Origin of the sequence: Butyrivibrio sp. LB2008, from assembly GCF_000621565.1 — a bacterium.
GTDB lineage: Bacteria > Bacillota > Clostridia > Lachnospirales > Lachnospiraceae > Butyrivibrio.
This window is the reverse complement of sequence record NZ_JHXZ01000015.1, coordinates 34,579-53,377: the sequence shown is the minus strand read 5'-3', so window position 1 is coordinate 53,377 and position 18,799 is coordinate 34,579. Positions and strand designations below refer to the sequence as shown.

Below are 18,799 nucleotides of genomic sequence, written 5' to 3'. Positions count from 1 at the left end.
GAGAAAATATGGAAGATAACAGAGACGATAACTTCGACTTCAGAGAAGTCAAAGATGAAGAATTGAATAACAAAGACACAAACGACAACACTTCAGACAACTCAACAGGCGAAAACAGCGCCAACAATAACAACAACGCTAATAACGATAACAATGACAAGCCTGAATTTGAAGATGTTTGTTTCGTATGCAGAAGACCTGAGAGCAAGGCGGGCAAGATGTTCCATCTTCCCAACAATATATGCATCTGTGAAGACTGTATGCGCAAGACTATGGATACAGTCACTCAGTTTGATTATCAGAATCTTCTGAATAACCCCAATCTTATGGGGGAACTCAACAAAAACATGGGCACATTCCCGAATGTGGGATTCTTTAACTTAGGTGATATGCCCGGTGATTTTAATATGGGCGGAATTCCCAACTCTCAGAAGATCAAAAAAAAGAGCGAAGCAAAATCCAAGCCCATAATCGACATCAAAGATATTCCCGCGCCTCACAAGATCAAGGCTAAACTTGATGAATTTGTTATCGGTCAGGACAAGGCCAAAAAAGTCATGTCTGTTGCGGTTTACAACCACTATAAGAGAGTTGCCACAGATACCATGGATGAGATTGAAATTGAGAAATCTAACATTCTCCTCCTCGGACCTACAGGTAGCGGTAAGACTTATCTTGTTAAGACTCTTGCCAAACTTCTCGATGTTCCGCTTGCGATCGCAGACGCAACATCACTTACAGAGGCAGGCTACATCGGCGACGATATCGAAAGTGTTGTAAGTAAGCTCCTTGCAGCTGCAGGAAATGATGTAGAAAAGACAGAACACGGCATTATCTTTATCGATGAGATAGATAAGATTGCCAAAAAGAAAAATACAACAGCAAGGGATGTAAGCGGCGAATCTGTTCAGCAGGGAATGCTTAAGCTTCTTGAGGGTTCAAATGTTGAGGTTCCCGTAGGAGCAGGCAGCAAGAATGCCATGGTTCCTCTTGCCACAGTTAATACAAGAAATATCCTGTTTATCTGCGGCGGTGCTTTCCCGGATCTTGAAGACATAATCACACAGAGACTTAACAAGCAGACATCAATCGGTTTTGATGCCGATCTTAAGGATAAATACGAAGACGATCCCAATATTCTCTCAAACGTGACTGTTGAGGACCTTAAGAAATTTGGTATGATCCCTGAATTCCTGGGAAGACTTCCGATCATCTGCACATTGCAGGCTCTTACAAAAGATATGCTCATTCAGATTCTCAAAGAGCCCAAGAATGCCATTCTCAAGCAGTACCAGAAGCTTCTTGCTCTTGACGAGGTTGACCTTCGATTTGATGACAGCGCACTCGAGGCAATCGCTGAGAAGGCTTTGGAAAAAGAAACGGGAGCACGTGCTCTCAGAGCCATCATAGAAGATTTCATGCTTGATATCATGTATGAGATTCCTAAGGATGACAACATCGGACGTGTGACGATCACAAGAGACTATATCGAAGGAAAAGCATCACCCGTCATCGAGATAAGAGGTGAAGGCATACATCCTCAGTTTCCTGTGTTTAACAAAGAACAGGCAAAGCTAGTGTGATACGTCGTTTTAAGCAATTTCCTATGATATTAAAAAGCTGTGAAAATGATCATTTCTCATTTTCACAGCTTTATTTATTACTCTAATATATATTCTATATCAATCAGCCTCCGGAGCTCTCCTGAGAATCTTCTGATGTTTCAGATTCTGATTCTGCTCCCGATGAAGATTCACCGCTTTCCGATGAACTTCCACTGTCTTTAGCAAGCTCTACAGTCACTTCCACTTCTTCGTATTCGGAACCGTTAGGTCTCATAACCGTCACATTTACGGAAGTTCCTGCCGCATAATACTGAAGCTTGGACTGAAGAACATCCATTGATTTGATCTCACTGCCATCAAACTTAACGATTACATCCCCCTTCTTGATTCCTGCCTTCTCTGCTCCGCCTCCGGGTACTATCTCTGCGATACATACGCCGAGAGGAAGTCCGTACATCTGTGATACATCCGAAGTAACAGTAACACCCTTTATACCAAGGTAACCTCTGTTCTCGTTGGTTACTTTCTTCTTGGTCTCCTGGTTCATAAGTTCCTCAATCTTAGGCTTTGCTGCTGAGATAGGAATTGCATAACCCATACCTTCTACTGCTTCTCCACCGATCTTATTGGAATTTATACCAATAACTTCACCCTGGATGTTAAGAAGTGCTCCACCTGAGTTACCGGGGTTAATAGCTGCATCTGTCTGAATAAATGTCTGGAATACGCCCTCTTCAATCTCAACCTTTCTGTTGATGGCTGAAATAACACCTGTTGTAACAGATTGTCCATATCCAAGTGCATTACCGATTGCTATAGCAGGCTCACCAAGTGTGAGTGCATCGCTGTCTCCAAGTGTTGCTACCTTAATGTTTGCAAGTGTTTCAGAAGGAATATCTTCAAGAGATACTGCGATTACCGCAAGATCCATCTCCGGATCGGGTCCCTTGATATCTGCCTTGATTGATTTCTGCTCGCCATCTGCATCAGCCATACCGTCTGAAAAGATAACTTCAAGTGAATCTGCCTCAGCTACAACGTGGTAGTTGGTTGCGATGAGCAGCTCTGAATCGTTCTGACCTACTATGATTCCGCTACCTGAAGCTGTTGCCTCTTCTGTCTGAACATATCCGAAGATGTTTGCAGATCTCTTCTGGTTGTTATGTATAATTACCATTGCAGGCATTACTGACTGAACAACGCCTGTAACGTCTGTAACTGTAGCCTTTACTTCACCTGAAACTGTTGCGGCAACCTTATTCTGATCGTTCTGTGTAACAGCCTGAGTTGCTTCCGTGCTTGCTTCCGCGGTAGTCTGTTCAACCTTTTCGGTTGTAACCTTCACATTATGCTTAAATGTATGGAAGAGATATCCTCCGATACCAACTCCGCTCAATATCGCAAATACAACGACCAAAGAAACCACTACTTTAAGTCCGGTTTTCTTCCTCGGAGGTCGCTGCATTCCATTATTCATTGCATTTCCTGTATTTGAATACTGGTATGAACCGTATGCTCTATTTTCGTTACCATAGCCATACACGCTTTTTCCTGATAAATCTCCATTGTATGTCTTATCATCTGAATAATTATAATTCGTGTAGTTATAACTGTTGTATGAGTTTGACGGTTTCACACCACTCTGTTCATTGGTTGCATCATCATACATAGTATCTACCTTCTTCCTTTTTCTATATTATAGATTTAAGTATAGTTTTATTATGTGTCGAAATTGTGTTTATTTTATTATAAAAAAATAACGTCAATAATCCTCTTCCAGAACCTGAATTTCCATATAGTCGAAATTAATCTGTTCTATAAATGCGTCTTTATTAAAACGGCATTTCGAATGAATCTGGAATTCTTTTACTATATTATCAAGCCAGATAGGCTTGGAAAGGTCCATCTCATAGCACGCCTTCTCAATAGCGTTCATAACTTTATGTGTTCTTGTATCGGTTGATTCATCGCAAACAACCATATCTTTTATCAGGTGATTGTCATCCACCAGTCTTACCCAAAGTCTAAACATCTTGTCTCCTGCTCGAATGCAAAATCGGTCGCATGCTCTTTTGAACATACGACCTGCATAAATTTATCATTCATCATATCCGTTAGGATTCTGACTTTGCCACTTCCATGAGTCCGCACACATATCTTTTATACCGTACTGAGCCTTCCAACCGAGCTCTTTTGCCGCTTTATCTGCATTAGAATAACACGTTGCAATATCTCCTGCACGTCTGGGTTTGATCTCATAAGGAATCTTAACTCCGGTAGCTTCTTCAAAGTTCTTTACTATATCAAGAACGCTGTAACCAACTCCTGTTCCGAGGTTGTAGATATTAAGTCCGCTTCCGGGCTCAAACTTCTTGAGCGCCTTAACATGACCGAGTGCAAGATCTACAACGTGGATGTAGTCACGCACTCCCGTTCCGTCAGGTGTGTCATAATCATTACCAAATACATTGAGATGAGGAAGCTTACCAACAGCAACCTGAGTAATGTAAGGCATGAGGTTGTTCGGAATTCCGTTAGGATTCTCTCCCATTGTTCCGCTCTTGTGAGCTCCGATAGGATTGAAGTAACGAAGAAGAACTACATTCCACTCGTTATCAGCTCTGTAAATGTCGGAAAGAACCTGCTCAAGCATTGACTTGGTCCATCCGTAAGGATTTGTGCAAACTCCCTTAGGACATTCTTCGGTGATCGGTACAAATGCAGGATCTCCGTATACTGTCGCCGATGATGAGAAGATCATATTCTTGCAATTATGTTTTCTCATTACATCAACAAGAGTAAGTGTTCCTGAAATATTATTTTCATAATATTCCCAAGGCTTCTCAACAGATTCACCTACAGCCTTGAGTCCTGCAAAGTGAATAACTCCGTCAATCTTCTCTTTTTCGAAGATTGCATTAAGACCTTCACGGTCTCTGATATCTGTCTCATAGAAAGGTACTTTTTTGCCTGTAATTGCCTCTATCCTGCCAATTACTTTCTTGCTCGCATTGGCAAGATTATCAACAATAACAACATCATAACCAGCGTTCTGTAGTTCGACAACTGTGTGAGAACCGATATATCCGGCTCCTCCTGTAACTAGTATAGTCATAATATTACCTTCTTTCAGTTATAAAACTCGGGAAACGCCGGTTAAAGCGTTTCCCTCGTAAAATTATAGCTCTATTCCGTTTTTCTTGCAAAGTTCTCTTGCAGACTCAACAGAATCAACACCTGTCTTATTCTTGATCGGTGCGAATTCATGCTCTCTGACAACCTCGTAAGGAAGGCATGTATCAAGCATATGGATCATGTCGAGAACAAGCTGCTCGAACTTGCATCCGTTTGGACTCTCGGGTTTAATAAGATTTGCATTCTCATCAATGTAGGGAATCTTCTTCTCTACAACGTGAAGAGGAAGTTCCTTCTGAGCGATCTCATAAAGAGCTTTCTCATTGAACATATAATTGAGAATAACTCCATAGTTATAAGCAGGATCGCCGTTTGCGTCCTTTGCATCCATCATTTCCTGTGAAAGCTCGTAGTATTCTACGATTGAAGGCTTACCATCTTCAAGACACATAACGCCTACTTTTTCATCCGGAGCGTTCTTTCTTACAACTTTGGCTCCGCATGAAACCTTAGCTGCAACTGTAGCTCCCACGAAGCAGGGATCTGCAATTCTCTGAAGAACGTTGTCCACTGCAAAAATGTCTATCCATTCAATGCCCTCTTTTACGATGACATCACGAAGACCTGCTTTAAGGAGTGATGAATACCATCCGGCGTTACCGTTGGGAGAAGTTGAGATTCTTGACTTGCTCTCCATATAAACTTTTCCGTCATAGTCGGAAGCCGGTGCCATCTCCTGCTTAAAGAATGTAATCTTATCTTCAGGATAACCGAAGAAGTTCTTCTCCTTGAGGAAATTAACAGTCGCATCATTGTTCTTTTCACTGGTCATGATGAAAAGACGGATGTATGTACCATCGGCCTGCTTAACTGTATCAAGAAGATTCTCGATTATTCTCTGGAAAATATAAACGGGCTTGGTTATACCAATATCGTACATTCCCTTTGGATTGTCAGAGCCAAGTCTTGTTCCCATTCCGCCTGCAAGGAGAACCGCAGCAACTTTACCTGCCTTAATGGTCTCAACGCCGAGCTTCATAAACTCATCTTTTCTCTTCTCAATCTCTGATACCTGAAGAGCCGCCAAAGGTGCAAACTCACCTCTTGCATCAGCATGTCCAAGATTCTTGCAATTGGCAAGTACTGAAAAATCCGTGTCCTCAATCTGTGCGATAAGTTCCTGTTTCTCGGAATCGCTGAGTTCGGAATAGTACTTAAGTACATGCTCCTGTCCATACTTCTGTAATTTCTCTTTTGCTTCTTCGATGTTCATTTTTAGTGTTCCCTCCGTTTTATAAACAACTAAATTTATTGGACGTCCCGTGCCGATACACCGGACGTCCACCCCTCTTAAATTTATTAAAACACTGATCTATTCAGTATTTTTTCTGATTAATTGCTTGCTGCTGTATTAGCCGGTGCTGCAGGAGCCGCAGGAGTTGATGCGCCTGCTGAAGCTGCCTGTCCTGCTGCATCAGGTGCAGGAGCCGGAAGTGGTGTTCCGGGTGTCCAACCTGCAGGATCAACAAGAAGACCGTTCTTATCAAATGTGCAAGATACATTCTCAAGCACTGCAGTTGTCTTTACAAGCATCTTTCCTGTGTTGCCGTCAAAATAACGCCATCCGTCAGGCTGCTGTACCCAACCTACTGTTCTATGTCCGTCTGTAGGCTCAAGATAGTAAACGCCGTCCTGAAGTGAAGCCATTCCTACAACCATCTTACCATCTGCGCCAAAGTAATATCTCTGTCCTTCAATATCGCTCCATCCTGTAACCATCTTTCCATCAGGTCCGAAGTAGAACTTACCCGAAGCGATGTCTCCCGACCATCCTGTCTGCATTACGCCGTCAGGTCCAAAGAGATAATTAGCCTTTTCGATATTCTGAACTCCTGTAACAGCAACATGATCCTGGTTAAAGAAGAACTTCTGTCCCTGCTCGTTTGAGTACCATCCTTTTACAGCTGCGCCGTCTGCTCCGAACATGTACTTACCTGTTTCAAGAGCAACCATACCTGTCTGCATTACACCCTGAGGATTGAACAAGTAAAGCTTGTCGCCAACCGGTGTAAGTCCTGTGTGCATCTTGTACTCTTCATCAAAGTAGTGAACGCCGTCTTCAAGAGGTACAAGTCCCTTCTGGCATACACCTTCCGCATTGGCATAGTAAACAGTTCCGCCGAGATTGAGAAGACCTGTTCTCTTTACAGCTGCTTCATCAAAGTAGTAACGCTTTCCTTCAATATCAGCAAATCCTGTCTTGGCAAGACCGCCTGCTGCGGGATCAAAATAGTATGTTCCGGTCTCATCCTGGAACCATCCTGTCTGTACATATCCGTTAGGATCTGTATGATACTTGGCACCGTTAAGATTGATCCATCCAAACTGCTTACGGAAGTTGTGATAGTAGAATGTATGTCCGCCCCAGCTGTTGAAACCTTCCTGAATAATTCTTGAGAAATAATCGCTGTAAAGGTGGTCAACGTCTACTCTTCCGGGAATTCCGGGATAGCTTCCGTGGCTACTTGACTGCCACATTACGTATTCACCCGGATAATCACAGGCAACGTCGTACTGAGCAACCCACTTAGGTGCTGAAACAACCGGCATTCTCTGCAAGAACCAGTTTCTGCTTGCATAAACCATTGTCTCGTATCCTGCACCGTTAAGGATTCCGCAGAATGTATCGGCAATAGCCTGAAGCTGTGCAGGATTAAGACTCTTCTGCACTGTATCTTCTATATCAATAGCAACCGGGAAAGTAACCGAATAAGGAGCAATCCAGGCAAGAACCTGATTTGCCTCCACAGCAGCTGCTTCCGGAGTTGTTGCATAAGAATAAATATAGATACCTGTTCTGATACCTGCTGCATTTGCACCATTGATATTATTAACAAACTGCTCATCCAGGCCCTTTTTCATCGTGCCTACGCGGATCATAGCAAATCTGACACCTGCTGCCTTAACCTGCTGCCAGTTGATGCCTCCCTGAAACTTGGATACATCAATACCTGTAGCTAATTCCGGGCCTGCCGCTCTCACATTAATACCGGCAATAGGAGTAAAGAATAACGCCGCTGACATAGTGACAGCCCCCAGTGATGTAACAATTTTCGAAACTTTTTTCATTATAATACCTCGCTCCCATTTTTTTATCGCATTTAATCACATACTTAACGTTCTAATTATATTAGTAAACTCTTGCCCAGGTCAATGCAAAATGGGCATATTTACACATTATTAACATCTAATACAAAAAATACAGGCATCAGAATATTTCTGATACAAAAAAAAGTTTTTCACACTTTGTTTGTTGACATCATAAATTTCATGTGTTACTATGCCTATCGTAGTACTACAGTCGTACTATGCCAGATAGAGTAAAGAGGCCTCTTATTTATCAGAACAAAAGAGATACGACACAGAAAAGAGAGTAACCAAAGCAACAACGCGACTAGGCACTTTTTTGATCATGCTGATAGTATTAATAGTATCAACACAATTCAGACATAAAGAAATGAGACATAAATGAACTACTTGGGGAATTACTTTAAAACAATATATCAAAGAATAAAGGAAATGCGCTTATGGGAAATTGGGGCGATGATACTTTTCACGATCAATATGTCAGGTATCTTCTACTTTAACTTATCTGACCTTCGCCTCTCGCTTGATCCTGATTTTGCAACAGTTGTATATCATCTAAGAGAAATCGTTAATAAAGGAAGTCTTGTCCTCCCGAACTGGGTTGCGACAACAAGCATGGAATTCGACTCGACTCTGCTTTTTGCAGTTCCGTTCTATGCACTTACCGGTAATGAGTTCTTATCGGTAGGCTTATCCGATCTTTTGATCGTTTTCATATATATTTACGCGATATGGAACATCCTGACAGCGCTCCATGTGCGTATCGGCGTAAGATTTCTCACGCTTGCCGTCATAATAACACCGTATAATTACGACTGGCTTGATTATTTCAAGATGCTGTTCTTTGCACATGCCAATTACAGCATTAAGGCTCTTGTACCGATCATGCTTGTGCTATGCCTTATAGCGTTTGACGACGGTAAGTTTGCCGATTGTTTCAGCAAATGGAAAAGAATTTCTTTCCTATTTATATATTTGTCACTACTGTTTGTGACATGCGCTTCCACAGGAATATACACCGTTGTATGCGGCGTAGTTCCGATACTGTTTATCAACATCTTTTCTCTGTGGAAAAAAAGATATGCCTTTACAGAAAGCGTATTTCCGGTCTGGGCAATGAGCGGCATCTTTGCCACCATGGGAATATTTACATATAAACTGATCTACACAGGTCACTCTCCTTCATCATCATTTATAAAGATTGAGAATTTCTGGGACAATATGAAAGATGTATTTGTCGGAGTATTTCAGGCATTCGGAATTCTTTTTACCGGAAGTGTACCTTTATTCTCTAAGATGGGACTGTTCTACCTGTTAAAGATAGCCTTTGTGATCGCGATGTTTATTGTCACTGCGCTTGTTATATATAAGTGGCTTCGCGGAGCAGATAATTACAACTATTATGTATCATTCTTCTCGGTAATACTTTTTAACATGTTGATCCTGATTGTTTGTGACATGCGTGCCGGTAATAACTTCATCCCTTACAGATACCTCTTCGTGGGTATACCGATTCTTTTGACCGGAATGGGAATCATGCTTAACAGGTACCTTGCCACTCACAACAACAAGCAGATCATGCCGATAATGTCGCTTGTTCTCCTTGCATGCTCATATATGCTTGTCGGTAACTTCAAGGTCACAAACGACAACCTGATGGACAAAGATTACATCGTCGATATGACGGACTACTTCTCCACACTCGATGTCGATACCGTTTTTATCGCCGACGACAAGGACACGGCGCTCATGTGCAAAGCAGTTGATGACAGCAAGAATTATGCCTGCTACAACAGCGAGGATGAGAGTATTACACTTGAGATCAATTATTATAAAGATGAAAAAGACTTTGATTATTACGGGGACAAAAATGTAATAGCCATTCCCTACTACAACAAGCTTACAGACTATGTTCCGGAGCATATCGCAGACGAATATGAATATGTCGGTGAGACAAGATGGCTTGCATGTTACGTATCTGACACCAACTTTTTTAAAGATGGTGAAAAGAATTCCTGAAAAAATGAATCGCTCGATGTTTTCTGCCATCGAGCGATTCTATATTTATACACACAGTATGTGTAATTTCCTGTTTATATTATTCTGCAACTGTTTCTTCAGCTTCGGTATCCATTGAAACATCACCTGTCTCTGTAAGACCATCCTGCTCCATGCTAACCTCTTCTTCAATGGCCTCATCTGCCTCAAAATCATCTGAGCCTGAAGCTCCGCCGCATCCTGTAGTCAACGCAACCGCTGTCAATACCCCAAAAATAATACTAAGTGTTCTCTTTTTCATATAGTCTCCTTTCTATGTACCCCCACGTACTTCTTTTTTCTTTGTTAATTTCTGTGTTACATCATGTTTGAATTATAACCGATATCGGCCAAATATTCAAATTTCTATTGTTAACTTTTTGTTGTCTTTTATTGTGATATAATAAAGTTCACTATTTTTATGCGAGGTTTTCGAAATGCTATATATTATGAGACATGGAAAGACAAATTGGAATAAAATGGAAAAGCTTCAGGGGAGCGTTGACATCCCTCTCAACGAAGAAGGAGTATCAATTGCTCGCAAAGCTCATGATAAATACAAAGAAATATCGTTTGACATCTGTTACTCTTCCCCTCTTGTAAGGGCAAAAGAGACTGCAGAGCTGTTTCTTGAAGGAACCGGCACTCCGATCGTGCTTGATGAGCGTCTCAAAGAAATGTCTTTTGGAGAATTTGAAGGAACAGTCGGATATTTCAATAATCCCGAGTGTCCTATAAACAACCTGTTTGTCGATCCCGTTAACTACGTTTCTGTCGGCGGTGCCGAGAGTTTCGAGGAATTGGGCAAAAGAACTCTCTCTTTCCTAAACGAGATTGCTTATCCTCTGCACAATGAAGGAAAGTCTGTACTTATTGTCTGCCACGGCGCACTGGGATGCAGCATTATCTCACACGTAAAGAATACTCCTCTCGCAGGCTTCTGGGACAACCTAATGGGGAACTGCGAATTGGTGAAGTTACTTTAAGATCATCCTTAAAGCAGCCGAGCTTATCGAAGACGGACGTATCGATGATTTCATCAAAGAGCGTTATCAGAGCTTCGAATCCGGAATCGGTAAAAAGATCCGTGATAACAGCGTAGATCTTAAAGAACTCTCAGACTATGCCCTTAACATGAAAGCTCCTAAGCTTCCTATCTCAGGAAGACAGGAATACCTTGAGAGTGTTGTGAACAACGTTCTTTTCAAAGGATAATGCAATAAAAGTATTTCTCGTATAAATTTAAGAAGCCTCAGCTCCGTTAAAGAGCTAAGGCTTCTGTTTTATACGCTTACGCGCGATTCTTATTCAATCTCTATAGATTAAGCGAAAGGATTCTCTGTAGGGTAAGGAAGAGATGCAGGCTGGTTGTAGCCGATTGTCTCTGCTCCGATGTACTTGAATACCTCATAGAGAGCCTTTCCGAAGTGACCGAATGCTACAGCGCCGTGGTGAGGGAAGTTGCCCTCGATAAGTACGTGTCTGTAGAATCTGCCCATCTCAGGAATAGCGAATACACCGATACCACCGAATGACTTAGTAGCAACAGGAAGAACCTCTCCCTCTGCAACGTATGTGCGAAGGTGATTGTCTGATGTGCTCTGAAGTCTGAAGAATGTGATATTTCCGGGCATGATGTCACCTTCAAGAGTTCCCTGTGTAACTTCTTCAGGAAGGTTTCTAGCCATAATTCTCTGGAACTTCATCTCGCAGCTTGAAAGCTTGCCTGTGCATGTATTTCCACAGTGGAAGCCCATGAATGTATCTGTGTGCTTGTAATCGAACTTGCCCTTGATGCTCTCGTTGTACATATCCTCAGGAACTGAGTTGTTGATATCAAGAAGAGTAACTGAATCGTTACTTACGCAAGTTCCGATGAACTCACTGATTGCTCCGTAGATATCTACCTCACAAGATACAGGAATTCCGCGACCTGTAAGTCTTGAGTTTACATAGCAAGGAACGAATCCAAACTGAGTCTGGAATGCAGGCCAGCACTTTCCAGCGATTGCTACATACTTCTTGTAACCTCTGTGCTCCTCAACCCAATCAAGAAGTGTAAGCTCATACTGAGCAAGCTTCTCAAGGATTTCAGGCTTCTTGTTACCTGCGCCAAGATCTTTCTCCATGTCCTTAACAACATCAGGAATTCTCTTGTCGCCTGCGTGCTTGTTGAAGCTCTCGAAGAGGTCAAGCTCTGAGTTCTCTTCAATCTCTGCACCAAGGTTATAGATCTGCTGAATAGGTGCGTTACAAGCAAGGAAGTTCATAGGTCTGGGACCAAAGCTAATGATCTTGAGATCACGAAGTCCTGCGATTGCTCTTGCGATAGGCACGAACTCGTTGATCATCTTAGCGCATCCTTCTGCTGTTCCAACAGGATACTCAGGAATATATGCTTTTACATTACGAAGGTGGAGGTTGTAGCTTGCGTTAAGCATTCCGCAGTAAGCATCTCCTCTTCCGTCGATAAGATCATTCTGTGACTCCTCTGCCGCAGCACAGAACATGATAGGTCCATCAAAGTGCTTAGCAAGAAGTGTCTCTGAAATTTCAGGTCCGAAGTTTCCAAGATATACGCAAAGAGCGTTACATCCTGCTTTCTTGATATCCTCAAGAGCATTTACCATGTCGATCTCGCTCTCGATAATGCAGATAGGACACTCATATACGTCCTTATCATTAAAGTTCTTTTTGTAAGCCTCCATAACGGCTTTTCTTCTGTTCACTGCAAGTGATGCAGGGAAACAGTCACGGCTGACTGCAACCAGTCCGATTTTTACCTCTGGTATATTAATCATAGAAATCCCCTTTCTTTGCGCTTAAGCGCTATACCTTCATTTTTCTTTATATCAATGTAAACCGCTCATAAAAAATTGACGATTTTTTATTATCGAGTCGGTTCCCATAAAGAACTGCCTTTTTTTATTATACACTTTTACAAGCTCTTCGTATAATAAACATTTTGTATCAGATTGTAATTTCTTTAGAAACGCACTTGTGTCCCGTAAGCTCTTCTGAACGGCTGTCAGGCTGCATTGTTCCTGCAAAGATATCGAACTTCTTTGAGAAGATCTTTCTGTTTCCGTCATTATCAACTGATGTGAATGCCTTTGCATTAACAGAAATTGTTACTTTCTGCTCGCTGCCTGCTTCAACATGTACTCTCTTGAATCCGCAAAGACAAGCGTTGGGAATTGCAAGTTCGTACTCCTTATCCTTGATGTAGAGCTGTACAACATCATCTGTAGCTACTTTACCGTTGTTAGAAACAGTTACTGTAACGTCAGCACCTTCCAGCTCACCGTTTGCTGCCTTCTTAATGTCTACGTTTACGTCTGTAACAACGCAGTCACCGTATGTAAGACCATATCCGAAAGGATAAAGAGGTGTTCCCTCGAAATATCTGTATGTTCTGTTCTTCATTGAGTAATCCCTGAAATCAGGAAGCTCTTCTGAAGAATAATAGAATGTAACAGGAAGTTTTCCTGAAGGAGAAACATCACCGAAGAGAATATCGGCAACATCTTTTCCTCCGAGAGCTCCGGGATACCATGCCTGGATAACAGCGTTGGCGTCATCATCTGCTCTCTTAAGGTTAATTGCACTACCTGACATATTTATTACAATTGTAGGCTTGCCACACTCAAGTACTGAGCTGATAAGCTGTCTCTGAGGCATAGGAAGATTAAGATTGAGCTTATCTCCCGAAGCGAACTGGTTACCTGTATCACCCTCTTCGCCCTCAAGTGTCTCATCAAGACCTACTACAACAACTACTACATCTGAATAATCAGCAACTGCCTGAGCCTCAGCAATTCTGTCTGCTCCGTTAGGATCAGAAAGTGCGCTGGCATTTGCCTGCCACAAATGGCTTCCCTCTGAATAAAGAACTCTCACGTCATCACCGACTTTGTCCTGAATTCCTTCAAGAACAGTGATGTATCTTGATGATACGCCGTGATAGTTTCCGATAAGTGAAGATCTTGAATCAGCATTGGGTCCTACTACGCCGATAGTCTTAATCTTGCTCTTATCAAGAGGAAGGATACCATCGTTCTTAAGAAGTACGATACTCTCCTTTGCTGCCTTGTGAGCTACTTCAAGGTGCTCTTTGCACTCAACAACAGTGTAAGGAATCTCATCGTATTCTGTCTTATCGAACATTCCGAGAAGGAATCTTGTTGTGAACAGTCTCTCACAAGATGTTGTGATAGTCTCTTCATCAATAAGTCCCGCTCTGTAAGCGTTCATAAGTTTCTGATATGTACATCCGCAGTTAAGGTCACAACCAAGATCAAGAGCAAGCTTAACAGACTCTTCAGGTGTTCCCGTAACCTTGTGATTCTCATGGAAATCTCTGACTGCCCAGCAATCAGAAACGAAATGTCCCTGGAATCCCCATTTACCTCTTAAGATATCAACCATAAGAGGCTTATTTGCACAACAAGGCTCATCATTTGTTCTGTTATATGCGCCCATTACCGCCTCAACATCAGCTTCCTTTACGCAAGCTTCAAAAGCAGGAAGATATGTCTCCTCAAGATCTTTTGCAGAAGCTTTGGCATTGAAATAATGTCTCTCAGCCTCGGGACCTGAGTGAACCGCAAAATGCTTAGCACATGCAGCAACCTTCATGTACTCGCCGTCACCCTGCATTCCTTTGATAAAAGGAACTGCAAGAGTACTTGTAAGGAACGGATCCTCACCGTATGTCTCATGTCCGCGTCCCCATCTGGGATCTCTGAAGATATTTACGTTGGGAGCCCAGAATGTAAGTCCCTTATAAATATCTCTGTCACCGCGCTTAGCCTGCTCATTGTACTTAGCACGTCCTTCAACAGCGATTATCTCACCGATGCAACCCATGAGTTCCTCATCAAATGCTGCAGCAAGTCCGATTGCCTGAGGGAACATTGTTGCCGTGCCTGCACGTGCAACTCCGTGGAGTGCCTCGTTCCACCAGTTGTAAGCAGGAACTCCAAGTCTCTCAATTGCGGGTGCGTCATAACGAAGCTGACCTGCTTTCTCTTCAACGGTCATTTTCGCCACGAGCTCTTTGGCCCTTTTTCTTGCTTCTGTTCTATCCATTCATTCACCTCATATATTAATCTCATTTATACTTTTCCGATAATATGTATAAACATTGTACTTAGGTTCTATACACTAATTCCTATCATTTAATGCTTTTTTTATCTTGAAATTTGCTTATGGCAATTATGACAAAATAAAACAGAGACGGGGCTGCGCAGTTACACGCATCCTGTCTCTGTTTCATTAGTTATTGCTATTTGAACAGTATAATTTTAATTATCAGTCAAGGTTCTCTTTGTCGCCGTGGATAGACTCCCATTTAGCTTTTCTTTCATCAATGATAGCCTGTCCGCCTGTTGAAAGGTATTCCTGCATACCCTGATCGAATACTTTATCGAACTCAGCTGTAGGAGCAACGATTGCCTGATCGATGATCTGGTCTCTCTTCTGTGAAAGAGGATCGCCCATACCTGTCTCAGCCTCGATTGCACCGATGTGATAAGACTTAGCTGCACGATTGTCTGTCTTAGCGATCTTGTCAGCTTCCTCAACAAGTGCAGGATCAATTCCTGCATAGCTGTATGCAATTGACTTGCTTGTAAGTTCAGGATCAACAAGCTTAAGTCCGTTTGTTGTGATTGTGTAGTCGATGTTCATTCCTGAGTTCTGAATGTCATTTCCTTCAGCTGCGATGATTGAAATAACGCCGCCTTCACCAACTTCGTGTGTAACACCCTCATCACCAATCTGGAGATACTCAATGTTCTCCGGTGTGCTGATCCACTCAAGGTAAAGAAGTGATGCAAGGACATTTTTGTTTGTTGCAGGTAAGAAGATCTTACGGTCTACAGGACCTGAAATCCACTTTGTGTGTGTTCCGTTCTTATCCTGGAAAGGATCGATAGCGATGAACTTAGCATCGTCTCCACCGAATTTCTTGATGTTAGCTTCGATTGAGTTCTCACCGTCTCTGAAAGGGTAATCCCAGTTATGTGTGAATGCTCCGACATAGCCGGCTTTGATAAGGTCATCCTCTGTCTTGTCTCCTGCGCCGTAAAGCGCGAAATCTTTCCAGATAAGACCTTCGTTGTACCACTTGTTAAGAAGTGCAAAACCTTCTTTTACGCCGGGGATTGTGAATCCTCTGTCATCAAAGCTGTTGATGTAATACTCTTTATCTGTCATCTTAGGATCTGCAAATGACATTGTAAGTGTCTTTGCTCTGTAACCTGCATCAAAGCTGATTGAATAAGGGATCATCTTAGATGCGTCTGCTCCAAGGAGAGTATCTGCATTGTCTCTGAATGCGCAGATTACGTTGTAGAACTCCTCAGTTGTCTTAGGAACTTCAAGGTTAAGTTTCTTGAGCCAGTCTTCTCTGATGAATGTATTTACATCGTTCTGGTTCTCACGAACAGCGTTGATATCCCAGATGGTACCTGTATCAGGATGCTGATCCCAGTAAATGTTTGTCTCACCGAGATGCTTCCAAAGATTAGGAAGAATGTCTTTATTAGACTCAAGCGCATCCTTCATATCAACAATACCGCCCATGTTTCCATAAGTCTCGATTGTTGCGATATCATATGTAACGCATACGTCAGGTGCATTGTTTGCAGCAAGAAGGTTACTGATCTGCTCAACCTCTGTCCAACGGGGAACTGCTACGAACTCAACTTCTACGTTGTATTTGTCAAGCATTCCCTTCTTAATGTAATCTGTGTACTTGTTGTTTACAGGATCTGATCCGCCGTCATTACCACGATCATAAACCTCAACAGTAATGTGCTGAGTTTCTGCAAACTTACCATCCACGAGTGCTGAAGCATCAGCTGCTCCGCCTTCGTTTGCTGCGCTTCCGCCATTGTCTGACTTAGCGCCGCATCCTACTGCCATAACAGTCATCATAGCAGCAAGCATAAGTGATACCACTCTCTTTTTCATACTAACCCTCCTTATTTTTTGTATGAATGTTTTTTATTCTTTTACTGCGCCGACCATAACTCCTGACATGAAGTACTTCTGGAGTCTGGGATATACGCACAGTATAGGAATCGTAGAGAACATAACAATCGCAGCTTTCAGAGCTTCTGAAAGACCGGGTGATGAGAATCCTTCCTGTGTAGCAACTTCAACACTGTTAACATTATTAAGAATGTTGTACAAAAGAAGCTGCAGAGGATACCATTTGCTTCCGCCGGGGCCGCTCAAATACATAAGAGCATCTGAGTATCCGTTCCAACGACCTACTGCATAGAAAAGAGCAAGTGTTGCGATAACAGGCTTTGAAAGCGGAATATAAATGCTTGAAAGTATTCTAAAGAATGATGCTCCGTCAATCTGTGCAGATTCGCGCAAACTTTCAGGTATTCCATAGAAGAAACTTCTCATAATTATCATGTTGTAAACTGACAAGCATCCCGGAAGAATAAGTACCAGAGGCTTGTTCAAAAGTCCCAAACTCTGCATAAGAAGATAGTTAGGGATTGTTCCTGCATTAAAGAACATTGTGATAGTGATAAAGATATTGATAACACTACGCCCCTTAAGTTCGGAATAAATCAAAGGGTATGCACATGCTGCTGTCATAACAAGTGAAACAATTGTGCAAATAATTGTCAAAATTACTGTCCAGATAAAGGACTTAATATATTTAGGATCCGTAAGGACCATCTGATATGCATCGATGTTGATGTCAACAGGCAACAGATATACTTCATGCTTAATAAGCGCATCTGTTGAACTGAGCGACCTTGCAAGCAAGTTGATCATCGGAATGATACATATCAAACTGATTACTACGCAAATTGCAGCGATAACATAATCGCTAATATAATGCTTAGGTTTATGCATTGATGTTCTCCTCTCTTTTACCAAATACCACGCTCTCCAAGCTTTCTGGAAATTGTATTAGCCAGAAGCAGGAATACTACACCTACAACAGACTGGAAGAATCCAACCGCAGTGGTAAGAGAGAACTGTAATCCCTTGATACCATGTGAATAAATATATGTAGGAAGAACTTCTGCCCATGAAATAACAAGGTTGTTTCTGAGTGCAAAAGGTCTGTCAAATGTTCCGCCAAGGATGTTACCGATCTGCATGATAAGGAGCAGAACGATAGTTGATCTGATTCCCGGTAAAGTAATGTGCCAGATCTTGCTGAGTCTGCCTGCACCGTCTACAGATGCAGCCTCATAAAGCTCATTGTTGATACCTGCAATAGCTGCAAGATAAACAATTGAGTTCCATCCAAAACTCTGCCAAGCTCCAAGGAATACATATGTCCATACCCAGTGTCCCGCATCATTAAGGAAAGGAACTGTCTGTCCTCCAAGTTTTGTAATAACCATGTTTACAAGACCTGTAGAAGGTGTGAACAACTGAAGTGCCAATCCATAGATGATTACCCAAGAAAGGAAGTGAGGCATGTATGCAATAGTCTGAACCACATTCTTGAATCTCTTAAAGCACAATTCATTAAGAAGAAGTGCAAATATGATCGGAATCGGGAACCCAATAGCAAGATCAAGAAGATTAAGCACTAATGTGTTTCTGAGTGCTCTTCTGAAATCACTGTCGGAAAATGCCTGGATAAAATACTGGAATCCGTGATTTCCGGCAAGTTTCTGGCTCCAAATACTCTCAACAATACTGTACTTCTTAAAAGCGATCTGAATATAGACCATAGGAATGTACTTAAAAATAAGCAAGTACAACATAGGTAGCGCAAGCAACAGATAAAGTTGCCAATAACGCTTAAAATAGATACTTACCGGTTTACGTTCCGCCGGCGCGTCACTTTTAATTTTGCTCATAAATTTCTCCCTAATTAAAAAAAAATTGCACAACTTGTATAATAATTCTACTTATCACTTTGT

14 protein-coding genes are annotated in these 18,799 nt (G+C 42.0%); 3 read left to right on the top strand and 11 right to left on the bottom strand.

The window, feature by feature from the left end; all coding sequences use genetic code 11:
• Nucleotides 1-8 precede the first annotated feature (8 nt).
• On the top strand, nt 9-1,583 hold the full coding sequence (gene clpX / locus T356_RS0104995) for an ATP-dependent Clp protease ATP-binding subunit ClpX (RefSeq protein ID WP_026513545.1): 1,575 nt from the start codon (nt 9-11) through the stop codon (nt 1,581-1,583).
• 103 nt (nt 1,584-1,686) lie between these two features.
• On the opposite strand, the gene T356_RS18425 is transcribed toward clpX, so the two are convergent.
• The 5 genes from T356_RS18425 to T356_RS0104970 form a co-directional block, all read right to left on the bottom strand.
• The gene (locus T356_RS18425; RefSeq protein ID WP_051563158.1) at nt 1,687-3,234 is read right to left on the bottom strand and encodes a S1C family serine protease; all 1,548 of its coding nucleotides are present in this window, start codon (nt 3,232-3,234) and stop codon (nt 1,687-1,689) included.
• Between the two features lie 93 nt (nt 3,235-3,327).
• A complete protein-coding gene (locus T356_RS0104985) occupies nt 3,328-3,597 on the bottom strand; it encodes a hypothetical protein (RefSeq protein ID WP_026513544.1) in 270 nt (89 codons plus the stop codon).
• Nucleotides 3,598-3,663: 66 nt separating this feature from the next.
• A complete protein-coding gene (galE, locus tag T356_RS0104980) occupies nt 3,664-4,680 on the bottom strand; it encodes a UDP-glucose 4-epimerase GalE (RefSeq protein WP_026513543.1) in 1,017 nt (338 codons plus the stop codon).
• 63 nt (nt 4,681-4,743) lie between these two features.
• Nucleotides 4,744-5,973, bottom strand: coding sequence for a UTP--glucose-1-phosphate uridylyltransferase (locus T356_RS0104975; protein WP_026513542.1), 1,230 nt, complete (start codon nt 5,971-5,973; stop codon nt 4,744-4,746).
• Between the two features lie 119 nt (nt 5,974-6,092).
• Nucleotides 6,093-7,829: a GH25 family lysozyme gene (locus T356_RS0104970; protein ID WP_081777748.1), complete on the bottom strand. Its 1,737-nt coding sequence runs from the start codon at nt 7,827-7,829 to the stop codon at nt 6,093-6,095.
• A gap of 474 nt (nt 7,830-8,303) precedes the next feature.
• Between T356_RS0104970 and T356_RS0104965 the strand changes: the two genes are divergently transcribed.
• Complete coding sequence (locus T356_RS0104965; protein ID WP_026513540.1) at nt 8,304-9,866, top strand: hypothetical protein; 1,563 nt, start codon at nt 8,304-8,306, stop codon at nt 9,864-9,866.
• A gap of 79 nt (nt 9,867-9,945) precedes the next feature.
• On the opposite strand, the gene T356_RS0104960 is transcribed toward T356_RS0104965, so the two are convergent.
• The gene (locus tag T356_RS0104960; RefSeq protein ID WP_026513539.1) at nt 9,946-10,146 is read right to left on the bottom strand and encodes a hypothetical protein; all 201 of its coding nucleotides are present in this window, start codon (nt 10,144-10,146) and stop codon (nt 9,946-9,948) included.
• Between the two features lie 175 nt (nt 10,147-10,321).
• Between T356_RS0104960 and T356_RS0104955 the strand changes: the two genes are divergently transcribed.
• Nucleotides 10,322-10,870 carry a histidine phosphatase family protein gene (locus T356_RS0104955; RefSeq protein ID WP_026513538.1) on the top strand — a complete coding sequence of 183 codons (549 nt, stop codon included), beginning with the start codon at nt 10,322-10,324 and terminating at the stop codon, nt 10,868-10,870.
• Between the two features lie 336 nt (nt 10,871-11,206).
• Here T356_RS0104955 and T356_RS0104950 read toward each other — a convergent pair whose 3' ends face one another.
• From T356_RS0104950 to T356_RS0104930, 5 genes are all read right to left on the bottom strand, one after another.
• A complete protein-coding gene (locus T356_RS0104950) occupies nt 11,207-12,685 on the bottom strand; it encodes an L-fucose/L-arabinose isomerase family protein (RefSeq protein ID WP_026513537.1) in 1,479 nt (492 codons plus the stop codon).
• Nucleotides 12,686-12,854: 169 nt separating this feature from the next.
• The gene (locus T356_RS0104945; RefSeq protein WP_026513536.1) at nt 12,855-14,975 is read right to left on the bottom strand and encodes a glycoside hydrolase family 3 C-terminal domain-containing protein; all 2,121 of its coding nucleotides are present in this window, start codon (nt 14,973-14,975) and stop codon (nt 12,855-12,857) included.
• A 222-nt stretch (nt 14,976-15,197) separates the two neighbouring features.
• Nucleotides 15,198-16,862 carry an extracellular solute-binding protein gene (locus T356_RS0104940; protein WP_026513535.1) on the bottom strand — a complete coding sequence of 555 codons (1,665 nt, stop codon included), beginning with the start codon at nt 16,860-16,862 and terminating at the stop codon, nt 15,198-15,200.
• A gap of 33 nt (nt 16,863-16,895) precedes the next feature.
• Nucleotides 16,896-17,771 (bottom strand): carbohydrate ABC transporter permease, encoded by an 876-nt coding sequence (locus T356_RS0104935; RefSeq protein WP_035780459.1) that lies wholly within the window; start codon nt 17,769-17,771, stop codon nt 16,896-16,898.
• Between the two features lie 17 nt (nt 17,772-17,788).
• Nucleotides 17,789-18,736 carry an ABC transporter permease gene (locus T356_RS0104930; RefSeq protein WP_026513533.1) on the bottom strand — a complete coding sequence of 316 codons (948 nt, stop codon included), beginning with the start codon at nt 18,734-18,736 and terminating at the stop codon, nt 17,789-17,791.
• Between the last annotated feature and the right edge of the window lie 63 nt (nt 18,737-18,799).

Bases quoted from the DNA above. Each gene is read 5' to 3' on its own strand.
- T356_RS0104955 (WP_026513538.1), top strand. From the start codon at position 10,322: ATGCTATATATTATGAGACATGGAAAGACAAATTGGAATAAAATGGAA.
- galE (WP_026513543.1), bottom strand. From the start codon at position 4,680: ATGACTATACTAGTTACAGGAGGAGCCGGATATATCGGTTCTCACACA.
- T356_RS0104935 (WP_035780459.1), bottom strand. From the start codon at position 17,771: ATGCATAAACCTAAGCATTATATTAGCGATTATGTTATCGCTGCAATT.
- T356_RS0104970 (WP_081777748.1), bottom strand. From the start codon at position 7,829: ATGAAAAAAGTTTCGAAAATTGTTACATCACTGGGGGCTGTCACTATG.
- T356_RS0104950 (WP_026513537.1), bottom strand. From the start codon at position 12,685: ATGATTAATATACCAGAGGTAAAAATCGGACTGGTTGCAGTCAGCCGT.
- T356_RS0104960 (WP_026513539.1), bottom strand. From the start codon at position 10,146: ATGAAAAAGAGAACACTTAGTATTATTTTTGGGGTATTGACAGCGGTT.
- T356_RS0104975 (WP_026513542.1), bottom strand. From the start codon at position 5,973: ATGAACATCGAAGAAGCAAAAGAGAAATTACAGAAGTATGGACAGGAG.
- T356_RS0104945 (WP_026513536.1), bottom strand. From the start codon at position 14,975: ATGGATAGAACAGAAGCAAGAAAAAGGGCCAAAGAGCTCGTGGCGAAA.
- T356_RS0104930 (WP_026513533.1), bottom strand. From the start codon at position 18,736: ATGAGCAAAATTAAAAGTGACGCGCCGGCGGAACGTAAACCGGTAAGT.
- T356_RS18425 (WP_051563158.1), bottom strand. From the start codon at position 3,234: ATGTATGATGATGCAACCAATGAACAGAGTGGTGTGAAACCGTCAAAC.
- T356_RS0104985 (WP_026513544.1), bottom strand. From the start codon at position 3,597: ATGTTTAGACTTTGGGTAAGACTGGTGGATGACAATCACCTGATAAAA.
- T356_RS0104940 (WP_026513535.1), bottom strand. From the start codon at position 16,862: ATGAAAAAGAGAGTGGTATCACTTATGCTTGCTGCTATGATGACTGTT.
- T356_RS0104965 (WP_026513540.1), top strand. From the start codon at position 8,304: ATGATACTTTTCACGATCAATATGTCAGGTATCTTCTACTTTAACTTA.
- clpX (WP_026513545.1), top strand. From the start codon at position 9: ATGGAAGATAACAGAGACGATAACTTCGACTTCAGAGAAGTCAAAGAT.